Origin of the sequence: Actinomyces respiraculi (assembly GCF_014595995.2) — a bacterium.
GTDB lineage: Bacteria > Actinomycetota > Actinomycetes > Actinomycetales > Actinomycetaceae > Actinomyces > Actinomyces respiraculi.
The window spans coordinates 1,212,133-1,233,311 of the sequence record NZ_CP063989.1; the positions used below are offsets into that span (position 1 = coordinate 1,212,133).

At 71.1% G+C, this 21,179-nt stretch carries 18 protein-coding genes; 17 read left to right on the forward strand and 1 reads right to left on the reverse strand.

All coding sequences use genetic code 11. The features are described from left to right. Positions 1-29 precede the first annotated feature (29 nt). From ID810_RS05020 to dnaE, 16 genes are all read left to right on the forward strand, one after another. A complete protein-coding gene (locus ID810_RS05020) occupies positions 30-1,640 on the forward strand; it encodes a UDP-N-acetylmuramoyl-L-alanyl-D-glutamate--2,6-diaminopimelate ligase (RefSeq protein ID WP_166857733.1) in 1,611 nt (536 codons plus the stop codon). Next, complete coding sequence (locus ID810_RS05025; RefSeq protein WP_166857736.1) at positions 1,637-3,154, forward strand: UDP-N-acetylmuramoyl-tripeptide--D-alanyl-D-alanine ligase; 1,518 nt, start codon at positions 1,637-1,639, stop codon at positions 3,152-3,154. The genes ID810_RS05020 and ID810_RS05025 overlap by 4 nt, the downstream gene beginning before the upstream one ends. Next, the gene (mraY, locus tag ID810_RS05030) at positions 3,151-4,239 is read left to right on the forward strand and encodes a phospho-N-acetylmuramoyl-pentapeptide-transferase (RefSeq protein WP_166857738.1); all 1,089 of its coding nucleotides are present in this window, start codon (positions 3,151-3,153) and stop codon (positions 4,237-4,239) included. Before ID810_RS05025 ends, mraY begins: the two co-directional genes overlap by 4 nt. Before the next feature lie 39 nt (positions 4,240-4,278). Beyond that, positions 4,279-5,775, forward strand: coding sequence for a UDP-N-acetylmuramoyl-L-alanine--D-glutamate ligase (murD, locus tag ID810_RS05035; RefSeq protein ID WP_243856681.1), 1,497 nt, complete (start codon positions 4,279-4,281; stop codon positions 5,773-5,775). A gap of 41 nt (positions 5,776-5,816) precedes the next feature. Next, positions 5,817-7,133, forward strand: coding sequence for an FtsW/RodA/SpoVE family cell cycle protein (locus ID810_RS05040; RefSeq protein WP_166857740.1), 1,317 nt, complete (start codon positions 5,817-5,819; stop codon positions 7,131-7,133). Then, on the forward strand, positions 7,123-8,349 hold the full coding sequence (locus tag ID810_RS05045) for a UDP-N-acetylglucosamine--N-acetylmuramyl-(pentapeptide) pyrophosphoryl-undecaprenol N-acetylglucosamine transferase (protein WP_243856683.1): 1,227 nt from the start codon (positions 7,123-7,125) through the stop codon (positions 8,347-8,349). Before ID810_RS05040 ends, ID810_RS05045 begins: the two co-directional genes overlap by 11 nt. 12 nt (positions 8,350-8,361) lie before the next feature. Continuing rightward, positions 8,362-9,840: a UDP-N-acetylmuramate--L-alanine ligase gene (gene murC, locus ID810_RS05050; protein WP_166857742.1), complete on the forward strand. Its 1,479-nt coding sequence runs from the start codon at positions 8,362-8,364 to the stop codon at positions 9,838-9,840. Between the two features lie 11 nt (positions 9,841-9,851). Beyond that, positions 9,852-10,907, forward strand: coding sequence for a cell division protein FtsQ/DivIB (locus ID810_RS05055; protein WP_243856685.1), 1,056 nt, complete (start codon positions 9,852-9,854; stop codon positions 10,905-10,907). A gap of 226 nt (positions 10,908-11,133) precedes the next feature. After that, on the forward strand, positions 11,134-12,390 hold the full coding sequence (ftsZ, locus tag ID810_RS05060; protein WP_166857746.1) for a cell division protein FtsZ: 1,257 nt from the start codon (positions 11,134-11,136) through the stop codon (positions 12,388-12,390). A gap of 13 nt (positions 12,391-12,403) precedes the next feature. Beyond that, on the forward strand, positions 12,404-13,285 hold the full coding sequence (locus ID810_RS05065; protein WP_166857748.1) for a purine nucleoside phosphorylase YfiH/LACC1 family protein: 882 nt from the start codon (positions 12,404-12,406) through the stop codon (positions 13,283-13,285). Positions 13,286-13,338: 53 nt separating this feature from the next. Further along, positions 13,339-13,773, forward strand: coding sequence for a cell division protein SepF (locus ID810_RS05070; RefSeq protein ID WP_166857750.1), 435 nt, complete (start codon positions 13,339-13,341; stop codon positions 13,771-13,773). A gap of 5 nt (positions 13,774-13,778) precedes the next feature. Beyond that, positions 13,779-14,084, forward strand: a complete 306-nt coding sequence (locus ID810_RS05075) for a YggT family protein (RefSeq protein WP_166857752.1) — start codon at positions 13,779-13,781, stop codon at positions 14,082-14,084. A 172-nt stretch (positions 14,085-14,256) separates the two neighbouring features. Next, complete coding sequence (locus ID810_RS05080; RefSeq protein WP_166857754.1) at positions 14,257-14,853, forward strand: DivIVA domain-containing protein; 597 nt, start codon at positions 14,257-14,259, stop codon at positions 14,851-14,853. 119 nt (positions 14,854-14,972) lie between these two features. Then, entirely contained in the window at positions 14,973-15,644 is a 672-nt protein-coding gene (gene lspA, locus ID810_RS05085; RefSeq protein ID WP_166857756.1) for a signal peptidase II, read from the forward strand. Then, complete coding sequence (locus ID810_RS05090) at positions 15,641-16,573, forward strand: RluA family pseudouridine synthase (RefSeq protein WP_166857758.1); 933 nt, start codon at positions 15,641-15,643, stop codon at positions 16,571-16,573. Before lspA ends, ID810_RS05090 begins: the two co-directional genes overlap by 4 nt. 223 nt (positions 16,574-16,796) lie before the next feature. Beyond that, positions 16,797-20,384, forward strand: a complete 3,588-nt coding sequence (dnaE, locus tag ID810_RS05095) for a DNA polymerase III subunit alpha (RefSeq protein WP_166857760.1) — start codon at positions 16,797-16,799, stop codon at positions 20,382-20,384. A 54-nt stretch (positions 20,385-20,438) separates the two neighbouring features. Here the strand turns inward: dnaE and ID810_RS05100 are convergent, their stop codons facing one another. Then, complete coding sequence (locus ID810_RS05100) at positions 20,439-20,693, reverse strand: RNA-binding S4 domain-containing protein (RefSeq protein WP_166857762.1); 255 nt, start codon at positions 20,691-20,693, stop codon at positions 20,439-20,441. Positions 20,694-20,759: 66 nt separating this feature from the next. Here ID810_RS05100 and ID810_RS05105 point away from each other — a divergent pair, with 66 nt between their 5' ends. After that, positions 20,760-21,161: a hypothetical protein gene (locus ID810_RS05105; protein WP_166857764.1), complete on the forward strand. Its 402-nt coding sequence runs from the start codon at positions 20,760-20,762 to the stop codon at positions 21,159-21,161. The last annotated feature ends 18 nt before the right edge of the window (positions 21,162-21,179 follow it).

Below are 21,179 nucleotides of genomic sequence, written 5' to 3' on the forward strand. Positions count from 1 at the left end.
CACCTCCAGTCACGCTAGATTGAGGAGCCATGAGCAACCACGCCTACGAGTCAGCCGCGGCTCTGCGCCCGCACGGCTGCGCCCCCACGGAGCTCGCCGTCCTCGCCGAGCGCTTCTCGCTCACCCCCGCCCCCGGGGACGAGCAGGCCGCCTCATCCCTGAGCGTGCACGGTGTGAGCGTGGACTCCTCGGACACCGCCCCCGGCGAGCTTTTCGTTGCCCTGCCGGGATTCCGCCGCCACGGTGCCGAGTTCACCGCCGAGGCCGTCGCCGCCGGAGCCGTGGCCGTGCTCACCGACGCCGACGGCGTGGCCACCGTTGGCCGTCAGGCCCCCGGCACCCCGGTGCTCACCCACCCCGACCCGCGCGCCGTCGTCGGCCCCCTGGCCGCCGAGGTCTACCACCACCCCTCCCGCCAGTTGGTCACCACCGCCGTCACCGGCACCAACGGCAAGACCACCACCTCCTACTTCCTCGACGCGATCCTCACCGCCCACCTGGGCGGCTGCATCGTGGCAGGCACCGTCGAGCTGCGCGTGGGCGCGCTGTCCGTCGAGTCCCCGCGTACCACCGTCGAAGCGCCCGTCCTGCAGCGCATGATGGCCCTGGCCGTCGAGGAGGGCGTCGGCGCGGCCAGCCTCGAGGCCTCCAGCCACGCCATCGTCCTGCACCGCCTGGACGGCACCGTCTTCGACGTCGTCGGCTTCACCAACCTCCAGCGCGACCACCTCGACTTCCACGAGACGATGCAGGGCTACCTCGACGCCAAGGCCCAGCTCTTCACCCCCGAGCACACGCGCCACGCCGTCATCTGTGTCGACGACGAGTGGGGCGCCCAGCTCGCCCACCGCACCCGCGAGGCGGGGCTCGTGCCCGTTGACCGCGTGCGCGCCTACCCGGTCGAGGGCGACCTGGCCGAGGGCACCGACTGGTGGGTCACCGACGCCACCGTCTCCATGACCGACGCCGCCACCACCTTCGTCCTGCACGGTCCCGGCGGCGAGCACATCGAGGCCTCCTGCCCGCTGCCCGGCCTCGTCAACGTCCAGAACGCCGCCCTCGCCCTCGTCATGGCCCGCCGCGCCGGGGTCGGCGCCGACACCGCCGTCGAGGCCCTGGCCCACGCCCACAACGTCCCCGGCCGCATGCAGCGCATCAGCCAGCGCGATGGCGTGCGCGGCACCTGCATCGTCGACTTCGCCCACACGCCCGACGCCATGGATCTGACCCTGCGGGCCGTGCGCCAGATCACCCCGGGTCGCCTCATCGTCGTCTTCGGTTCCGACGGCGACCGCGACCAGGGCAAGCGGCCCATGCTCGGTGAGGTCACGGCCCGCCTGGCCGACCTGCTCGTCGTCACCGACGAGAACCCGCGCAGCGAGGATCCCCAGCTCATCCGCAACGCCGTCCTGGAGGGCGTGCGCCGCGTGCGCCCCGACCTTGACGGCGTCGAGGAGATCACCACCTGGCGCGGTGACGCCGTGCGCCGGGGCGTCGAGCTGTGCGGCCCCGAGGACACCGTCATCGTCACCGGCAAGGGCCACGAGCCCTTCCTTGAGATGGCCGACGAGTTCATCCGCTACAACGACGCCCCCGTCATGCGCGAGGCCGTCGAGGCCAAGTGGGGGCCGTTGGCATGATGACACGCACCCTGTGCGAGCTCGCCGCCATGGCCGGCGGCACCCTCATCGCACCCCCCGAGGTCCTGGAAGAGGTCGAGGGGCGTGTAGTGACCGCCCTCGTCACCGACTCCCGTCAGGCCGGCCCCGGCGCCCTGTTCGTCGCCATTGCCGGTGAGCGCACCGACGGCCACGCCCACGTGGCCGGCGTCGTCACCCAGGACGGTGTGGCCGCGCTCGTGTCCGACCTCGCCGCCGCCCGCCAGGCACTGGCTGAGGCCGGCATCGCCCCCGAGGCCCTGCCCCTCATCCTCGTGGCGGACACGGTTGAGGCCCTGGGCGCCATTGCCCGCGCCCATCTGGCAGACCTGCGCGAGCGCGCCGCGGCACGCGGCGAGGCCCTCACCGTCGTCGGTATCACCGGCAGCGTCGGCAAGACCACGACGAAGGACCTCACCCGCCAGCTCCTCGCCGCCCAGGCGCCCACCGTGGCACCGGTGGCCTCCTTCAACAACGAGATCGGCCTGCCGCTGACGGTGCTGGCCGCCGATGAGTCCACCCGCTACCTCGTCCTCGAGATGGGCTCCTCGGGCCCCGGGCACATCGACTACCTCACTGCCCTGGCCCCGCTGGACGCCGCCGCCGTCCTCACGGTTGGCCACGCCCACATGGGTGGCTTCGGCACCGTCGACGGCGTCGCCACAGCCAAGGCCGAGATCATCCGCGGGCTGCTGCCCACCGGCACCGCCGTGCTCAACCTCGACGACCCGCGCGCCGCCGCCATGGCCGAGCTCGCCCCCGCCGAGGTCCTCACCTTCTCCGCCACCGGCGACGAGGCGGCCGACCTGCGCGCCACCGACGTCGAGCTCGACGCCCAGGCCCACGCCGTGCTCGACCTGCACCTGCCGGGGCTCACGGCGCCCCGCCGAGTGCGCCTGGCCCTGCCCGGCGCCCACAACGTCGTCAACGCCCTCGCCGCCGCCGGCCTGGCCCTGGCGGCCGGGGTGGAGGCCGACGCCGTCGCCGAGTCCCTGGGCAGTGCCCGCCTGGAGAGCCCCCACCGCATGGACGTCCACGAGGCCCACCTCGAGGCCATCGGCGGCGCCCCCGCCATGGACCTGCTCGTCATCGACGATGCCTACAACGCCAACATCGACTCCATGACCGCCTCCCTGGCCGCCCTGCCGGCGCTGGCCGGTGAGCGGCGGCGCGTCGTCGTCGTCTCCGAGATGCTCGAGCTGGGCGCCTCCTGCGAGGCCGATCACGCCCGCACCGGCGAGCTCGCAGCCGAGGCCGGTGCGGCCCTGCTCCTGACCATCGGCCCGGGCGCCGCCCCCGCCGCGGACGCCGCCCGCTCCCGTGGGATCCAGACGGTCGAGATGCCCGACGCCGACGCCGCCATCGCGCTCATCGGCTCAGCGGACACGCCCCTGCGCGACGGCGACGCCGTCCTGGTCAAGGGGTCGAACGGCTCAGGCGCCTGGCGTCTGGCCGACTACCTGAGCGCCAGTGCGAAGGAGGCGTCCTCCCGATGACCGCGATCCTCGTGTCGGCCCTTGTCGGCCTTGTCGGCACTTTGCTGGGCACACCCCTGCTCATCCGCTTCCTTCAGCAGCGTCAGTACGGCCAGTTCATCCGCCAGGACGGACCCGAGGGGCACATCACCAAGCGCGGCACGCCCACCATGGGCGGCCTCATCATCATCATCTCCACCGTGCTCGGCTACGCGGTCGCCAACCTCATCGAGACACGCGTACCCCGGGCCTCGGGCGTGCTCCTGCTCTTCCTCATCGTCGGACTGGGTCTCATCGGCTTCATGGACGACTTCGCCAAGATCGCCCGACAGCGCTCCCTCGGTCTCAAGGCCTGGCAGAAGGTTGTCGGGCAGGCCGTCATCGGCATCGTTTTTGCCGTGGCCGGGCTGAGCTTCGCCGACCGCAACGGACTCACCCCCGCCTCGACCGCCATCTCCTTCGCCCGCGACTCCAACCTCGACCTGGCCGCCGGCGGGATGGTCCTCGGGGTCATCCTCTTCGTCATCTGGGCGAACTTCCTCATCACCGCCTGGTCCAACGCGGTCAACCTCGCCGACGGCCTCGACGGCCTCGCGGCCGGCAGCTCCGCCATGGTCTTCGCCGCTTACACGCTCATCGGCGTGTGGCAGTCCAACCAGTCCTGCCTGCACGCCCACCCCGACGTCGTGGCCACCATGTGCTATGAGACCCGCGACCCGCGCGATCTGGCGATGATCGCCGCCGGCCTCATGGGCGCCTGCTTCGGCTTCCTGTGGTGGAACGCCTCCCCGGCGAAGATCTTCATGGGCGACACCGGCTCCCTCGCGCTGGGCGGGGCCTTCGCCGGACTGTCGATCCTCACCCGCACCGAGTTCCTGGCCGTCGTCATCGGCGGTCTCTTCCTCGCCGAGGTCCTGTCCGATGTCATCCAGGTGCTCTCCTTCAAGACCACCGGCAAACGGGTCTTCCGCATGGCGCCCTTCCACCACCACTTCGAGCTCGGCGGCTGGAGTGAGGTCAACGTCGTCATCCGCTTCTGGATCATCTGCGGGGTGTGCGTCGTGGCAGGCCTGGGCCTGTTCTACGCCGAGTACCTCGTGTCCTGAGCACGAGTGCGACCTACCACCGATCGTGAGCGAGGACACGTGAGCAGCACCAACCTCATCCGCGACCTCAGGGACGCGCGGGTCGGCATCGTCGGGCTCGGGCGCACGGGCCTGGCCGTCATCGACGTCCTGGCCACCTACGGCGCCCGCGTGAGCGCCTTCGACGCGCGCGAGGAGGCCCTGGAGGCGCTCGACGTGCGCCGCAGCGGACCGGTCGTTGAGGCCAGGGCCGGCAACGACGAGCAGGTCGCCCGGGCCGTCACCGAGGCGGACCTCCGCCTGCTCATCGTCTCCCCGGGCGTGGCCGCCACCGGCCCCGTCATGGCGGCCGCGGCCGCCGTCGGCATCGAGACCTGGAGCGAGATCGAACTCGCCTGGCGCCTGCAGCAGGCCACCCGGCCGCAGGCGCCCTGGATCACCGTCACCGGCACCGACGGCAAGACCACCACCGTCGGCATGCTCTCCTCGATGCTGGGCGCCGCAGGCCTTGAGGCCCCGGCGGTGGGCAACATCGGCCTCCCGGCCATCAGCGTGGTGGCCGAGGGCCGCAGCGACGTCCTGGCCGTCGAGCTGTCCAGCTTCCAGCTGCACACGACCCGCACACTCAGCCCTCTGGCCGCCTCCTGCCTCAACGTTGCCGCCGACCACCTCGACTGGCACGGCGGCCAGGACGCCTACACCGCGGACAAGGCCCGCGTCTACGCCCGCGCCCGCCGCGCCGCCGTCTACAACCTCGCCGACGCCGCCACCCTGGCGATGGTCGAGCAGGCCGACGTCGTCGAGGGCTGCCGGGCCATCGGCTTCGGCCTGGCGGTCCCGGGCCTGGGCCAGCTCGGTCTTGTCGAGGACGTCCTCATCGACCGCGGCTGGCACGACGACCGCCGCAGCCACGGGCTCGAGCTCGCCACCCTGACCGACCTCGCCCACCTGGCCCCGGGCGGTGACGTCGGCCGACTGCCCGCCCACGTCGTGGCCGACGCCCTGGCGGCCGCGGCCCTGGCCATGAGCCACGACGCCGTCCAGGCCGACCCGGAGGCGGTCGCCCGAGGGCTGCGCGCCTACACCCCGGGGGCCCACCGTCTCGTCACCGTCGCCCAGGCCGACGGCGTGACCTGGGTGGATGACTCCAAGGCCACGAACACCCACTCCGCCCGGGCTGCGCTCACCGGGCTGCCCGAGGGCAGTGCCGTGTGGCTCGTCGGCGGGGACACCAAGGGCGCCGACCTGCACGAGCTGGTCACGCGGGTCCGTTCTCGCCTGCGTGCCGCGGTCGTGCTGGGGCGCGAGCAGGAGGCCGTCGTCGCCGCCCTGCGGGACGGGGCCCCCGACCTGCCCCTGGTCCAGGTGCCCGACGGCGAGGGTGCGGCCGTCATGGACGCCGCCGTGCGCGCCGCCGCGAGTCTGGCCCACCCCGGCGACACGGTCATCCTCGCCCCCGCCGCCGCCTCCTGGGACCAGTTCCGCTCCTACGCCGAGCGCGGTGACCTCTTCGCCGCGGCCGCTCAGCGCCTGGCTGACGAGGGGACACGGCAGTGAGTGCGTCTCCCGCCCGGAACACGGCCCGGAACTCAGCCCGGATGGCCGCTGGCAGGCCTCGCGTCTCCGAGGGGCCACTCACCTGGCTGCGTCGGCGCCTGAACGCCTCCGATGGGCCCCTCGAGGGCGAGAGGACGACGCTGTCCTACTACGCGCTGCTTATCACCACGCTCTCCCTGCTCACCCTCGGACTCATCATGGTCTTCTCCGTGCAGTCGGTGACCGTGGCGGCCGATGCCGCCGCGCAGGCCGCGGCCTCCGGGGCCGACGCCGCCGTGCAGGAGGGGAGCCCCTTCATCTTCTTCTGGCGCTACCTCGCCATCGCGGTGGCCGCACTGGTGGCCATGACCCTGGTCTCGAAGACCCCGATCCGCTGGATCAAGCGCCTGTCCATCGCAATGCTGGGGCTTGCCGCGATCGCCCAGATCTTCGTCTTCGTGCCCGCCACCCGCTACTGCGCCGGAGGCAACTGCAACTGGGTGAGGATCCCCATCATCGGCACCTTCCAGCCCTCCGAGCTCGTCAAGCTCGGGGTCTCCCTCTACATCGGGTGGGTCGCCGCCGCCAAACCCCACTGGCTTAAGGGGGTGCGCTCTGTCGCGCTGCGCGTGCTGCTGCCCGTGGGCATCGCCGTTGGGCTCGTCCTGGGAGGCGGAGACCTCGGCACCGTCGTCATTCTCGTGTTCGTCACCGCCGCCTGCCTGTGGCTCGCCGGGCTTGGGTGGGGATGGTTCGTCAGCCTCGGCACTGTGGGTGCCCTCGGCTTCAGCGTGGGCACGATGCTCTCTGCCAACCGGCGCGCCCGTATCCACGCCTGGCTCAACCCCGACGGCGCGGACCCCCTCGACATCGGCTACCAGCCGACCCATGGCCGCTACGCCCTGGGCACCGGGGGCCTGACCGGCGTGGGGCCGGGCTCCTCGCGCCAGAAGTGGGGGTACCTCACTCAGGCGGACTCCGACTACATCTTCGCGGTGCTCGGCGAGGAGTTCGGGTTCGCCGGCACCCTGCTGACGATCACCCTGTACCTCATCGTCGGCTGGTGCTGCCTGCGGCTCATGCGCCGCTCGAATGACCTCTACGTCAAGGTCGTCACCGGCGGCATCATGATGTGGATCGTCGGCCAGGCCCTGGTCAATATGAGCGTCGTCGTCGGCCTGCTGCCCGTCCTTGGCGTGCCGCTGCCCCTCATCAGCGCCGGCGGCTCCTCCCTCGTCCTCGTCATGGTCGCCGTCGGCGTGCTGCTCGCCTTCGCCCGCCACGAGCCGGGGGCCGAGGAGGCCTTCGCCGCCAGGGCGGGCGCGGTGCGCCGTACTCTTGCGGTCATCGCACCGCGTAGGAGGAACCGTGCCTCATGACACCACCGCCGGCCCGGCGTCTGCGGCCGACGCACCCGCCCCGCTGCGGGTCCTGCTCGCCGGAGGTGGCACGGCCGGCCACGTCAACCCGCTGCTCGCCACCGCCGCAGCCCTGCGTGACCCCGCCACCGGAGGCGATGCGCGCACCGAGATCCTCGTGCTGGGCACCGACCAGGGCCTGGAGGCGCGCCTCGTGCCCGAGGCCGGCTACGAGCTCGCCCGCGTGCCCCGTGTCCCCATGCCGCGCCGCCCCGGTGCCGACATGCTGCGCCTGCCCGGGCGGATGACGACCGCCGTGCGCGCCGCCTTGGCCGCCATCGAGCAGGTGGGGGCGGACGTCGTCGTCGGCTTTGGCGGCTACGTGTCCACCCCCGCCTACCTGGCGGCCCGACGCGCCGGGATCCCCGTCGTCATCCACGAGCAGAACGCCCGCCCCGGCCTGGCCAACCGGCTCGGGGCCCGCTGGGCGCAGGCCGTCGCCCGCACCTTCGCCTCCACCCCGCTGGCCGCCTCACCGCGCCGCGGCGGACGCACGGTGACCACGGGACTGCCCCTGCGCCCGGCCATCGCCGGGCTCGTTGAGCGCCGCACCACCGAGGAGGGCGCGCGCGCCGCCCGGGCCGAGGGCGCCGCCGTCCTCGGGCTGGACCCCGGCAGGCCCACGCTGCTCGTCACCGGCGGCTCGCTCGGCGCCCTGCACCTCAATGAGGTCATGGCCCAGGCGATGGGCGGGCTGCCCGGCGATGTCCAGGTCCTGCACCTGACCGGCCGGGACAAGGACGCGCCCGTGCGCGCCGCCCTTGAGAAGGCTGTTGCCTCAGGGCGGGCGGCCGCAGACCTCGCCGAGCGCTACCACGTGATGGACTACCTCAACGCCATGGAGCAGGCCTACGCCTGCGCCGACGGCGTCATCTGCCGCTCCGGCGCCGGCACGGTCGCCGAGCTCACGGCCCTGGGCCTGCCCGCCCTGTACGTGCCCCTGCCCGTGGGCAACGGCGAGCAGCGCCTCAACGCCGCCGACTGCGTGGCCGCCGGGGGAGGGCTCCTCGTTGCCGACGCCGACCTGACGGACAACGACGTCACCGGCTTCACGACGCTGCTGACCGACCCGGCCCGACGCGCCGATATGTCCGCGGCCGCCGCCTCCACCGGAGTGCGCGACGGCGCCGCGCGCCTGGCCGACCTCATCCGTACCATCGCCGCCCGCCGCGGCTGAAGGAGACCGAGCATGACCGCAGCCCACGTGGAGGACCGGCCTCTGGCCGGCCGCGCCTTCCACCTCATCGGGGTGGGCGGCGCCGGCATGAGCGTGGTCGCCGAGCTCCTGGCCGAGCAGGGCGCCCGCGTGACGGGCTCGGACGCCAACGGCGGGACGGCCTTCGAGCGGCTGGCGGACATGGGCCTGGGAGTCGTCCTTGGCCACGCAGCCGCGAACGTGCCCGAGGACGCCGTCGTTGTCGTCTCGACCGCCATCAAGGACTCGAACCCGGAGCTGGCCACCGCTCGTGAGCGGGGCCAGGAGGTGCTGCACCGCTCCCAGGCCCTCGCCCTGGCTGCCATCGGCCGCCGATTCGTCGCGGTCGCCGGTGCTCACGGCAAGACGACGACCTCCGGGATGCTCGCCGAGGCCCTGACCCAGACGGGCGAGGACCCGTCCTTCGCGGTCGGGGGAGTGGTGAGTGCGCTCGGCAGCGGCGCGCACGTGGGCACCGGCGAGGCCTTCGTCGCAGAGGCCGACGAGTCCGACGCCTCCTTCCTCAGCTACACGCCCGCAATCGAGGTTGTCACCAACGTCGAGCCGGACCACCTCGACCGGTACGGCACCACCGAGGCCTTCGAGCAGGCCTTCGTGGACTTCGCCCACCGTCTCGTGCCCGGCGGGCTGCTCATCGCCTGCTCGGATGACCTCGGAGCCCTGCGCCTGGCCATGAGCACCGCGCTCCAAGGTCTGCGCGTGGTCACCTTCGGTGCCGGCGCGCCCTCCAGCCTGCCCGGCGGGGAGCTTGTGGGCGAGGGACACATCCAGCTCTCCATCCTCGGGCGCACCGGAGGCTCGACCCGCTCGCGCCTGACCCGTTGGGTCGCCGGGGCTGATGGCTCGGCCGTGGCCGACGTGAGCGCCGAGGTGCGCCTCGCCGTTCCGGGCGACCACGTGGCCCTCGATGCGGCGGGTGCCTGGGCGGCAGGCCTCGAGCTCGGCGTCGACGCCGAGGCCATGGCCGCCGGGCTGGGCATCTTCAGGGGCACAGGACGGCGCTTCGAGGACCGTGGCGAGGTCGCCGGGGTCCGGGTGGTGGACGACTACGCCCACCACCCGACAGAGATCACCGCGCTGCTCACCGCGGCGCGCGCCGTGGCCCAGGAGCGTGGCGGGCGGGTGCTCGTGCTCTTCCAGCCCCACCTGTTCTCCCGCACCCTCACCTTCGCCGACCGCTTTGGCGAAGCTCTGGGCCTGGCGGACGACGTGGTCGTCACGGCGGTGTACCCGGCGCGCGAGACCCAGGAGCAGTACCCGCACGTGTCCGGGCAGACCGTCTCCTCGCGTGTGCCCGGCGGGGCCCGCTACGTGGCGGACCGCGTCGAGGCCGCCCGGACGCTGGCCGACGGGGCCCGCAGCGGTGACCTCGTGCTCACTGTCGGCGCGGGCGACATCACGCAGATGGCGGATGTCGTCCTGGCGCACCTGGCGGACAGGAGCAGGTCATGAGGAGGCCGGGGGTGCCGCGACCGGAGCTGCCGGTCAGTACCGACAAGGCAGGAGGCTTTGACGAGCCATTCGGGCACGCTGAGCCCTCCGGGTCCGACGCCGTCGCCGTGCCTGAGGAGACCCACGTGGGATCCGGCAGCCACCGCGTGTGCACGGGGACGCGCCTGCGGGACTCCATCCGCAGCCGCCCGGGTGCCGGGACCCGTCGGGGGGCCGATGCGCCGGAGGGTCACCGGAGCGGTGCGCCGGGCAGGGCCCTGAGCCTCTTTGGACGTCGACGCCGTGAGCTGGTGCAGGACTCGGCGGGCGATGCGCGCAGGGGCCGGGACCGTGTGGTGTCCACGGGCCTGGAGGAGCGGCGTCGTGAGCGTGAGCATGCCAAGCGTCGGCTGAGGCTGCACCGGCTGGGCAGGGTGCTGGCCGTGCTGGTGACGGCCGCGGCCCTCGTGTGGGGGATCGGCTTCTCCCCGCTGCTGGCACTGCGCAGCGAGGAGGTGCGGATCACCGGCTCGGATGGGACGGTGGAGGTCTCCCAGGTGCGTGAGGCGCTCGCCGGGTACGACGGCACCTCACTTGTGCGCCTGGACCTGTCCGGCATGGGCCAGCAGGTGGCGCAGGAGCTCGTGCGGGTGCGCTCGGCCCGGGTGACGCGCTCATGGCCGCACGGTGTGGAGGTCGCGCTGACGATGCGTGTGCCGGTGGCGGCACGTCAGACGGAGGCCGGTTACGAGGTGCTCGACGGCGAGGCCGTTGTCCTCGAGGTCGTCGACGCCGTTCCCTCGGGCACCGCCCTCATCACTCAGGAGGGGGATGAGCCCCTGGGTGAGGACCAGGTGACGGCGGTGGCGCTCGTCGTCGGCAGCCTGGACGCCACGACACGGGCGCAGGTGACCGGCGCCTCGGCCTCCGCCACGGGGCAGGTGACGCTCGTGCTCGCCAACGGGGCGACGGTGTTCTGGGGCGACACCTCCCAGTCGACGCTCAAGGCGGAGGTGCTGCTCTCACTGCTCACGCGTGAGGCACGCACCTATGACGTCTCGAGCCCGCACAGCCCGACGACGGCCTGAGGGCCACCCGCGGGACGCCTGAGGGATCGGGTTGCGAGGGGACGGCGACAGGAGGGCGACGCAAAGGTCAGGCGGGACTCGCGAACACGCCGAGGCAAATCCGCGGGCAGGGCGCCGGTGCCCCCTAGCGTTGGTCCCGTCATCGGAAGAATGACATAAGTATAAACCTTCACCTGAGGTTGAGGGTTGAGGGGAGCCCACCGGGCTCGCGGACGCGGAGGCAGCAGTGGCGGAGACCCAGCACTACCAGGCAGTCATCAAGGTCGTCGGTGTCGGTGGCGGCGGTGTCAACGCCGTCAACCGCATGATCGAGGCGGGCCTGCGTGGCGTGGAGTTCATCGCCGTCAACACCGACGCCCAGGCGCTGCTCATGTCCGACGCCGACACCAAGCTCGACGTCGGCCGCGACCTCACCCGCGGTCTCGGCGCCGGAGCCGACCCCTCCATCGGCAAGAAGGCGGCCGAGGACCACGAGGACGACATCCGCGAGGCCCTCGAGGGCGCCGACATGGTCTTCGTCACCGCCGGTGAGGGCGGTGGCACCGGCACCGGCGCCGCCCCCGTCGTCGCCCAGGTCGCCCGCACCATCGGAGCCCTGACCATCGGCGTCGTCACCCGCCCCTTCGCCTTCGAGGGACGTCGCCGCGCCACCCAGGCCGAGGACGGCGTCGCCAACCTGCGCGCCGAGGTCGACACCCTCATCGTCATCCCCAACGACCGCCTCCTGCAGATCGCCGACCGCAACATCAGCGTCGTCGAGGCCTTCAAGCAGGCCGACAAGGTCCTGCTCCAGGGCGTGCAGGGCATCACCGAGCTCATCACCACCCCCGGACTCATCAACGTCGACTTCAACGACGTCAAGTCCGTCATGCAGGATGCCGGCAGCGCCCTCATGGGCATCGGCTCCGCCACCGGCGAGGGCCGCGCGCTGGCCGCCACCGAGCAGGCCATCTCCTCCCCGCTGCTCGAGTCCTCCATCGACGGCGCCCACGGCGTGCTGCTCTTCTTCCAGGGCGGCAGCGACCTCGGCCTCTTCGAGATCTCCGAGGCCGCCAATCTCGTGCGCGAGTCCGTCCATCCCGAGGCCAACATCATCTTCGGCAACGTTGTGGACGGTGCCCTCGGCGATGAGGTCCGCGTCACCGTCATCGCCGCCGGCTTCGACTCCGAGCCCGTGCCCTCCGCCTCCACAGGTCACGTCGAGACCACGGCCTCGGCGCCGCGCTCCCCGGTGCCCGCCCCCGGGCGCTCGACGTCCCGCTCCGGTGTCCACGCCGCTGAGCACACCGTGACCCGGCCGGTGGCGCAGGTGCCCGCTCCGGCGGTGCCCGTGGCTGCCGAGCCCGCCGTCCCGGTCACCAGCGAGGTCCCCGCCTACGTTGACGAGTCCCTGCCCGAGGCGTCGCCCGAGCTTGAGGTCCCCCGCGTCCTGGGGGCTGACGCCGAGGTCGACGAGATCGACCTGCCGGACTTCCTGCGCTGAGCAGGCCCAGCCATTGACGGCCACCGCCGCCATCGAGCTGCTCAAGGTCGGGCTGGGCCCCGGCGCCCGCGGGTTCTTCACCACCCGTGGCGCGGGGGCCCCGCCCGTCAGTGGGACCGACCCCTACGCCGGCACCAACCTCGCCCTGCACGTCGGCGACGACGAGAACCGGGTCCTGGCCCACCGGCGCGCTCTCGCCCACGCCATCGCAGGGGCCACCGGGGCCGGGGCTCCCACCATCGCCTGGATGAACCAGGTCCATTCCACCGTTGTCGCAACCGTCGCTGCAGACGCCTCTGTCACCTCCCTCGCCACAGCTAACGAGGTGCCCACCGCTGATGCCCTCGTGCTCGACCTCAAGCACGGCCGCGCGCCCGCCGCCCACGCCGCCGCCGTCATGGTCGCCGACTGCGTGCCCCTCCTGCTCGCCACCGGTGATGGGACGCTCACCGCCGCCGTCCACGCCGGACGCCGCGGCATGCTCGACGGCGTCGTGCCCGCTGCCATCGACACCCTCACCCGCCGCGGCGCCGACCCGGCGGACCTGTGGGCCGCCGTCGGACCGTGTGTCTGTGGCTCGTGCTACGAGGTCCCCGAGCAGCTGCGCGACGACGGTGCCGCGATCGAACCGGCCTGTGCGACCACGACCCGCTGGGGCACCCCCGGCCTCGACGTCGCCGCCGGAGTCATCGCCCAGCTCACCCGGCTCGGCGTGCGCCGCATCGAGCACCCCGGCTGGTGCACGTTGGAGGAGGAGCGCTTCTACTCCTACCGCCGCGACGGCAGGACGGGACGCCTCGCCGGCGTCGTCGTCGGGCGACAACCCCCGCCACACCAGCGCCAGCACAGTGACACGCCGACGGCAATCGCCGCCGCGCCCACTGGTGCCCGATAACGTCAGCACGTCCGGGCCGCGAGGGGACCGGCAAGCACACAGGAGCCCACGACATGAGCGCGCTGCACAAGATGACCAATTTCCTCGGCTACTCCCAGCCCGTCGAGGAGGACTACGACGAGGCCTATGAGGCGCCCTACGCCGACAACGGCTACGAGGCCGGACCTGCCTACGCCGCCTTCGAGGACGAGGCGCCCGTTGCGGTGCCCGACCTGCGTCGTATCGTCACCGTGCACCCCACCACCTACAACGAGGCGCGCGTCATCGGCGAGGCCTTCCGCGACGGCGTGCCCGTCATCATCAACCTCACCCACATGGGTGAGGCGGATGCGCGCCGCATGGTTGACTTCTCCGCCGGTCTCGTCTTCGGGCTCAACGGCGCCATCGAGCGCGTCACCCCCCGGGTCTTTCTCCTGACTCCCGCCACCGTTGAGATCGACGGCGGGGAGCAGGCCGAGGAGAGCAGCAGATTCTTCAACCAGAGCTGAGCCCCGTGAGCGCTCTCGCTGCCATCATCCTCATCCTGCGCAGTCTCCTGAGCCTCTACCTCCTGGTGCTGCTCGGACGGGTCGTCCTCGACTGGGTGCAGATGCTCGCCCGCCAGTGGCGTCCTACCGGCGTCGTTCTCATCTTGGCGAATCTCGTCTACGCGCTGACGGATCCTCCCCTGAGAGCGTTGCGTCGGGTGGTGCCCGCCGTGCACCTGGGCGGGGTGGGTATCGACATGAGTTTCCTCGCTCTCTATGTCGGTATCATCCTGTTCCAGGGCTTGCTGGGCCTTGTCGCCCGGCTTGGTTAGAGCTCCGTGACTCTCATCCGCGGACGCCGTTCATCAGCGGCTTCCTGGTGAGAAGGCGCACTAGGTTGACGTTGTCGGTACGCCTGAACCTTGAGTTCAGGTAACCTGTCAGCATGAGTACCTGGATTGCTGGTGCTCGCGACATGTCCGCAACGACACCGAGGTGACGACAATGACGCTGCTGTCCGCAGACGACGTCCTCAACAAGAAGTTCCAGGCGACCAAATTCCGCGAGGGTTACGAGCAGGACGAGGTCGATGAATTCCTCGATGAGGTCGTGGAGGCGATGCGTCAGCTTGAGGCGGAGAATGCCGACCTCAAGGCCCGCCTCGAGGCCGCCAACGCTCGCATCACCGAGCTCGGCCAGGGCGAGCCCATCTCCGCCCCTGTCCCCGTGCAGGTTCCCGCCGCCCCGCAGGCCCCCGTGGCCGCGCTCGGCTCCGCCGATGGCGCCGAGGACCCCAACGCGGTCTCCGGCATGCTCGAGCTGGCCCAGCGCCTGCACGACGAGCACGTCTCCAACGGCCGGGCCGAGGGTGAGCGCATCATCTCCGAGGCCCGCACCACCGGAGAGTCGATTATTCGCGAGGCCGAGGACCAGCGCAACCGCACCCTCGCCCAGCTCGAGAAGGAGCGCTCCGGCCTCGAGCACAAGATCGACGAGCTGCGCCGCTTCGAGTCCGACTACCGCACTCGCCTCAAGAGCTACCTGCAGAACCTCCTCACCACCGTCGAGGACGGCCCGGACGGCGGCACCGGGCCTCTGTGACCCCGCGTTGCTCTACTATCACCTGTCACCGCCACGACGGCGGCCATGACCAACCCGCGAGGGCGGTGACCCCAGCATGGGGCCGCCGCCCTCGCGGTGTGAGACACCCGAGAGGACCCATGACACCGTCAGCCCAGGACACGCCCCGTTCCGCCGCACCTACCGACCGGACCCGTCGCACCGACCACGTCCGCCTCCTGTGGGTGCTCGCCGTCGTCGTCGTCCTCATTGACCAGGGCACCAAGGCCTGGGCCGTCAGCGCTCTGGCCGACGGGCGGCGCGTCGCGGTGCTTGGAGACCTACTCGGACTCGTCCTGCTGCGCAACCCCGGTGCCGCCTTCTCCTTCGCCACCGGGCAGACCTGGTTCTTTACCCTCATCGCGACCGCCGTCACCGTCGTCGTCCTGCGGGTCTCCAGGCGCCTGGGCTCTCGGTGGTGGGCCATCGCGCTCGGTCTCGTGCTCGGCGGCGCCGTCGGAAACCTCATCGACCGCCTCCTCAGGTCCCCCGGGGCGTTGCGCGGCCACGTCGTCGACTTCATCGACTACGGGGGCCTGTTCGTCGGCAACGTCGCCGACATCGCCATCGTGGCCGCGGCCGGCGTCATCATGGTGCTGAGCCTGTACGGTCTTGAGATCGACGGCAGCCGCGCCGGGCGCAGCAAGGAGTCTGAGAAGCCCGAAGAGTCTGTGGAGCTCGAGGGGGCCGAGGAGTCCGAGGAGCCGGAGGATACGGCTGAGGAGCTCGCGGTATCCTCTCAGGAGGTCGCGGACGGGACGCAGCAGGCATGAGCCTGCGCCTGATGCCCGTGCCCGACGGGCTCACCGGCGAGCGCGTCGACGCCGCCCTGGCCCGTATGACCGGACTGTCTCGCACCAGGGCCGGGGAGATCTGCGCCGAGGGCGGCGTGCGCCTGGACGGTGCCGCACTCAGCAAATCCGACCGCCTGCGCGCCGGCGCCCTCCTCGAGGTCGACATGCCGGACCCGCGCCCCGTTGAGCCCGTCGCCACCCCCGTCGAGGGCATGGGGATCCTCTATGAGGACGAGGACATCATCGTCGTCGACAAGCCGGCGGGCGTGGCCGCGCACCCCTCGATGGGCTGGGACGGCCCCGACGTGCTCGGCGCCCTCAAGGCCATGCACGTGCGTGTGGCGACCTCGGGCGCTGCCGAGCGTCAGGGCATCGTCTCACGTCTGGACGTGGGCACCTCGGGCGTCATGGTCGTAGCCAAGGGAGAGCGCGCCTACTCCGTGCTCAAGCGGGCCTTCCGCGAGCACACGGTCGACAAGATCTACCACGCCCTCGTTCAGGGCCACCTCGACCCCTCCTCCGGCACGATCGAGGCGCCGATCGGACGTCACCCCGGCCGTGAGTGGAGGATGGCGATCATCGACGGCGGGCGCGAGTCCGTTACCCACTACGACGTCATCGAGTCCATGCCGACGGCGGACCTGGTTGAGGTGCACCTCGAGACCGGCCGCACGCACCAGATCCGCGTCCACATGGCCGCCGTCGGCCACCCCTGCGTGGGCGACGCGACCTACGGCGCCGACCCCAAGCTCAGCGAGCGCACCGGGATCGTGCGCCAGTGGCTTCACGCCTGCGCGCTTGGTCTCGCCCACCCGGTCACGGGGCAGTGGATGACCTTCCGCTCCGAGTATCCCGAGGACCTGGTCCACGCCCTCGACGTCCTGCGCGACATCTCCGTCCTGCGCTGACCCGCCTGCGGGGCGCAGCCGGAAAGCAGCACCGATGATCCCTCGGGACCTCGACCACCTCAGCATCCCACTGCGGGCGCCATCTCGACGCCGGGATCCGGCACCGCGACATGGCACGCACCGTCATCGATGACGAGACGGTCTCCGCCCAATCCGGCCCTCGCCGTCGGACGTGACCGACTGGGCATCGAGCGTCTCGGTGACCGCACCTAGGATGAGTTCCATGACGGACATGAGCACCGAGGCCCCCATGGACGACTTCGTCCACCTGCACGTGCACACGGACTACTCGATGCTCGACGGCGCGGGGAAGATCAAGGACTACATCGCCGAGGCCAAGCGTCTGGGGCAGCGCGCTCTGGCCATCACCGACCACGGCTACATGTTCGGCGCCTACGAGTTCTACGCGGCGGCAAAGAAGGCCGGTATCAAGCCGATCATCGGCGTCGAGGCCTACATGACCCCGGGCACGAGCCGCTTCGACAAGACCCGCGTCTTCTGGGGCGATGAGTCCCAACGTTCAGACGACGTCTCCGCCCGCGGCTCCTACACGCACCTGACGCTGCTGGCCCGCAATGATGAGGGCCTGCACAACCTCATGCGCATGGACTCCTACGCCTCCCTCGAGGGCCAGTGGGGCAAGGCCCCGCGCATGGACCGCGAGCTCCTGTCGCGCCACGCCGCCGGTCTCATCGGTTCCACCGGCTGCCCCTCGAGCGAGATCCAGACCCGCCTGCGCCTGGGGCAGTGGGACGAGGCCCGCCGCTGCGCCGGCGAGCTGCAGGACATCTTCGGCAAGGACTACTTCTACGTCGAGCTCATGGACCACGGGCTCGAGATCGAGACCCGGGTCACCACAGACCTGCTGCGTCTGTCGAAGGAGCTCGGCGCCCCGCTCATCGCCACCAACGACTCCCACTACGTGCGTCCCGAGGACGCCACGATCCAGGACGCGATGCTGTGCATCAACTCCGGCTCCGTCCTGAGCGACCCGGACCGCTTCAAGTTCGACGGCGGTCCCACCTACTACCTGCGCCCCGGCCGGGAGATGAGAGAGCTCTTCAAGGAGATGCCTGAGGCCTGCGACAACACGCTCCTGGTCGCAGAGCAGTGCGACGTCTCCTTCCGCACCGTCGACGAGGGCGCCTCCTTCATGCCCGTCTTCCCCGTCCCCGAGGGTGAGACCATGGACTCGTGGTTCGTCAAGGAGTGCTGGCGCGGCATGGAGCGCCGCTACCACGGCGCCATCCCCGAGGACCGGCGCCGCCAGGCCGAGTACGAGATCAGTGTCATCGTCCAGATGGGCTTCCCCGGCTACTTCCTCGTCGTCGCCGACTACATCAACTGGGCCAAGGACCACGGCATCCGCGTCGGGCCCGGCCGCGGCTCCGGCGCGGGCTCCATCGTTGCCTACGCCATGGGCATCACCGAGCTCGACCCCATCGAGCACGGCCTGATCTTTGAGCGCTTCCTCAACCCTGAGCGCATCTCCATGCCTGATATCGACGTCGACTTCGACGAGCGCAGGCGTGAGGAAGTCATCGAGTACGTCAAGAACACGTACGGCTCGGACAAGGTCAGCCAGGTCGTCACCTACGGCGTCATCAAGGCCAAGCAGTCCCTCAAGGACGCCAGCCGCGTCATGGGCTACCCCTACGCCGTCGGCGACAAGCTCACCAAGGCGATGCCGCCCACCATCATGGGCAAGGACATCACCCTCAAGGGCATCTTCGACACCAAGGACGAGCGCTACGGCGAGGCCCAGGAGTTCCGCGAGCTGCACGCCGGGGACCCGGACGCCCAGAAGATCGTCGAGCTCGCCATGGGCCTGGAGGGTGTCACCCGCCAGTGGGGCGTGCACGCCTGCGCCGTCATCATGTCCTCCCAGACGCTGACCGACGTCATCCCCATGATGCAGCGCCTCCAGGACGGTGCCTACATCACCCAGTTCGACTACCCGACCTGTGAGCACCTGGGCCTGCTCAAGATGGACTTCCTGGGCCTGCGCAACCTCACGGTCATCTCCGACGCTTTGGACAACATCGTCGCCAACGGCAAGGAGCCGCTGGACATCGACCACGTCGGCCTCGACGACCCCGAGACCTACCAGCTGCTCGCGCGCGGTGAGACCCTGGGCGTTTTCCAGCTCGATGGCGGCGGCATGCGCACGCTCCTGCGCCTCATGCGCCCCGACAACTTCGAGGACATCTCCGCCGTCGGCGCCCTCTACCGGCCCGGCCCCATGGGCGCGGAGTCCCACACGAACTACGCGCTGCGCAAGAACGGCCAGCAGGAGATCGTTCCCATCCACCCCGAGCTCAAGGACGCCCTCGACCCAATCCTGGGTAACACCTACGGCCTCATCGTCTACCAGGAGCAGGTGATGAAGATCGCCACCGACCTGGCGGGCTTCACGATGGGCAAGGCCGACGCCCTGCGCAAGGCCATGGGCAAGAAGAAGATGGACATCCTGGAGAAGATGTACGTCGAGTTTGAGGCAGGCATGGTCGCCAACGGCTTCTCCAAGGAGTCGGTCAAGGCCTTGTGGGACGTCGTGGTGCCCTTCGCCAAGTACGCCTTCAACAAGGCGCACTCGGCCGCCTACGGCGTCGTCACCTACTGGACCGCCTACCTCAAGGCCCACTACCCGACCGAGTACATGGCGGCCCTGCTCACCAGCGCGAAGGACAACAAGGACAAGCTCGCTGTCTACCTGGGCGAGTGCCGGCACATGAATATCCGCGTGCTTCCCCCGGACGTCAACGCCTCACGTGCCCAGTTCTCCGCCGTCGGGGAGGACATCCGCTTCGGCATGGGGGCGGTGCGCAACGTCGGCGCGAACGTCGTCGCCGGGATCGTCGAGGCGCGCACGGACAAGGGACTGTACACCTCGTTTGAGGACTTCCTCGACAAGGTCCCTGCCGTGGTGTGCAACAAACGCACCATTGACTCGCTCATCAAGGCCGGCGCCTTCGACTCGCTCGGCAAGTCGCGCCGGGCCCTGCAGGCCTGCCACGAGGACTTCGTCGACGAGATCATCGGCGTCAAGCGCAACGAGGCGGCCGGGCAGTTCGACCTCTTCGCCTCCCTCATGGGGGAGGGGGACGGCGGTGGGCAGGACCCCTTCTCCTCGGGGCCGGTCTTCTCCTCGGAGGTTCCGGACCTGCCCGAGTGGGACAAGAAGGACAAGCTCGCCTACGAGCGCGACATGCTGGGCCTGTACGTCTCCGACCACCCGTTGCTGGGTCTGGAGGGGCTGCTGGGCAAGCTCGCAGACACCGAGATCGCCGACCTGCTGTCCAACGATGAGAGGCCCGACGGCGCGATGGTCACGGTCGCCGGGCTCATCACCTCCCTGCAGCGCAAGACGACCAAGCAGGGCAACCTCTGGGCGATCGTCCAGGTGGAGGATCTGGGCGGAAGCGTGGAGTGCCTCTTCTTCCCGGCCACCTACCAAACGGTCTCGACCATGCTCGCGCCGGATACCGTCGTGACGATCCGCGGCAAGCTCAACCGGCGCGACGGCCAGGTGGCCCTGTACGCGCAGGAGCTGACGATCCCGGACGTCTCCAGCGCCTCGCGCGCGGCCGTGACGATCACGCTGCCGACCAACCGCTGCACGGGGCCGCTGGTGGAGAAGTTCCGCACGGTGCTGGAGAAGCACCCGGGGGAGAGCCCGGTGCGGCTGACGCTCACGAGCCCGGGGCGCGAGGTGCGCACGCAGCTGGACTCGTCCCTGCGGGTGGAGGCCAGCCAGGCCTTCTACTCAGACATCAAGGCGCTGCTCGGCCCGGCCTGCCTGTCGCGCTGAGGCCCGGGAGGGGGCAGCGGCCGCGGGTCTGTGAGGTCTCAGGCTTGTGACGTCTCAGGTCTCGACGGCGACGACGGCGCCGGCTTCGCCGGTTGGCAGGTCCACGACGACGACGTCGCCGTCGGCCAGACGGTGACCACGGCGGGTCTCGGTCTCGCCGTTGACGAGGACATCGCCCGACTGGACGGCGATGCGCGCCTCGGCGCCGTCCTCCGCCAGGCCCGCGAGCTTGAGGAACTGGCCGAGCGTGATCTCGCCGCGCACGGGCACGGTGGGCAAGGACTGCGCGCTGGGGGAGGCACTGCTCATGGGGCTAGTGTGCCAGGGGTCGGGCGGCTCCCAGGACGCAGGTCCGCCCCTGCGTAGGCTGCGACCATGACAGGGCAGGACGCGCACCCGGCAGGGGCGGGCGAGGAGTACCTGGAGGGTCTCGAGCTCGCGATCGTCGTCGGCGAGAGGTACCAGGTGGGCCGGCGGCAGCACACGCTCACGCCCAGGCTCGCACTCGCCACTGCGCGTGCGCGCTCAGCGCTGATCGAGGCGGCACGGGAGAGGGACGTGCTCACCTACGGCGAGCTGTCGGAGGCCATCGGAGGGCTGGTCCTGCCCCGGCACATGGGGCCGCTGCTGCACATGCTCGCTCATGACTGCGCCGCGCGCGGCGAGCCGGGGCTGGCGGCGCTCGTCGTCAGCGCCGCCACGGGGGAGGTCGGCACCCCCGATGCCGGGTGGGCGCCGCCGCAACGACAGACCGTCTGGGCGCACTGGGCCGGCTGAGGGCGGGGCTCAGCGAGG

What these genes read in the sequence shown, in the direction of transcription:
- dnaE (WP_166857760.1), top strand. Translation starts at nt 16,797, where the DNA reads ATGACGGACATGAGCACCGAGGCCCCCATGGACGACTTCGTCCACCTG.
- ID810_RS05040 (WP_166857740.1), top strand. Translation starts at nt 5,817, where the DNA reads ATGGCCGCTGGCAGGCCTCGCGTCTCCGAGGGGCCACTCACCTGGCTG.
- mraY (WP_166857738.1), top strand. Translation starts at nt 3,151, where the DNA reads ATGACCGCGATCCTCGTGTCGGCCCTTGTCGGCCTTGTCGGCACTTTG.
- murC (WP_166857742.1), top strand. Translation starts at nt 8,362, where the DNA reads ATGACCGCAGCCCACGTGGAGGACCGGCCTCTGGCCGGCCGCGCCTTC.
- ID810_RS05090 (WP_166857758.1), top strand. Translation starts at nt 15,641, where the DNA reads ATGAGCCTGCGCCTGATGCCCGTGCCCGACGGGCTCACCGGCGAGCGC.
- ID810_RS05105 (WP_166857764.1), top strand. Translation starts at nt 20,760, where the DNA reads ATGACAGGGCAGGACGCGCACCCGGCAGGGGCGGGCGAGGAGTACCTG.
- lspA (WP_166857756.1), top strand. Translation starts at nt 14,973, where the DNA reads ATGACACCGTCAGCCCAGGACACGCCCCGTTCCGCCGCACCTACCGAC.
- ID810_RS05020 (WP_166857733.1), top strand. Translation starts at nt 30, where the DNA reads ATGAGCAACCACGCCTACGAGTCAGCCGCGGCTCTGCGCCCGCACGGC.
- ID810_RS05080 (WP_166857754.1), top strand. Translation starts at nt 14,257, where the DNA reads ATGACGCTGCTGTCCGCAGACGACGTCCTCAACAAGAAGTTCCAGGCG.
- ID810_RS05070 (WP_166857750.1), top strand. Translation starts at nt 13,339, where the DNA reads ATGAGCGCGCTGCACAAGATGACCAATTTCCTCGGCTACTCCCAGCCC.
- ID810_RS05025 (WP_166857736.1), top strand. Translation starts at nt 1,637, where the DNA reads ATGATGACACGCACCCTGTGCGAGCTCGCCGCCATGGCCGGCGGCACC.
- ID810_RS05100 (WP_166857762.1), bottom strand. Translation starts at nt 20,693, where the DNA reads ATGAGCAGTGCCTCCCCCAGCGCGCAGTCCTTGCCCACCGTGCCCGTG.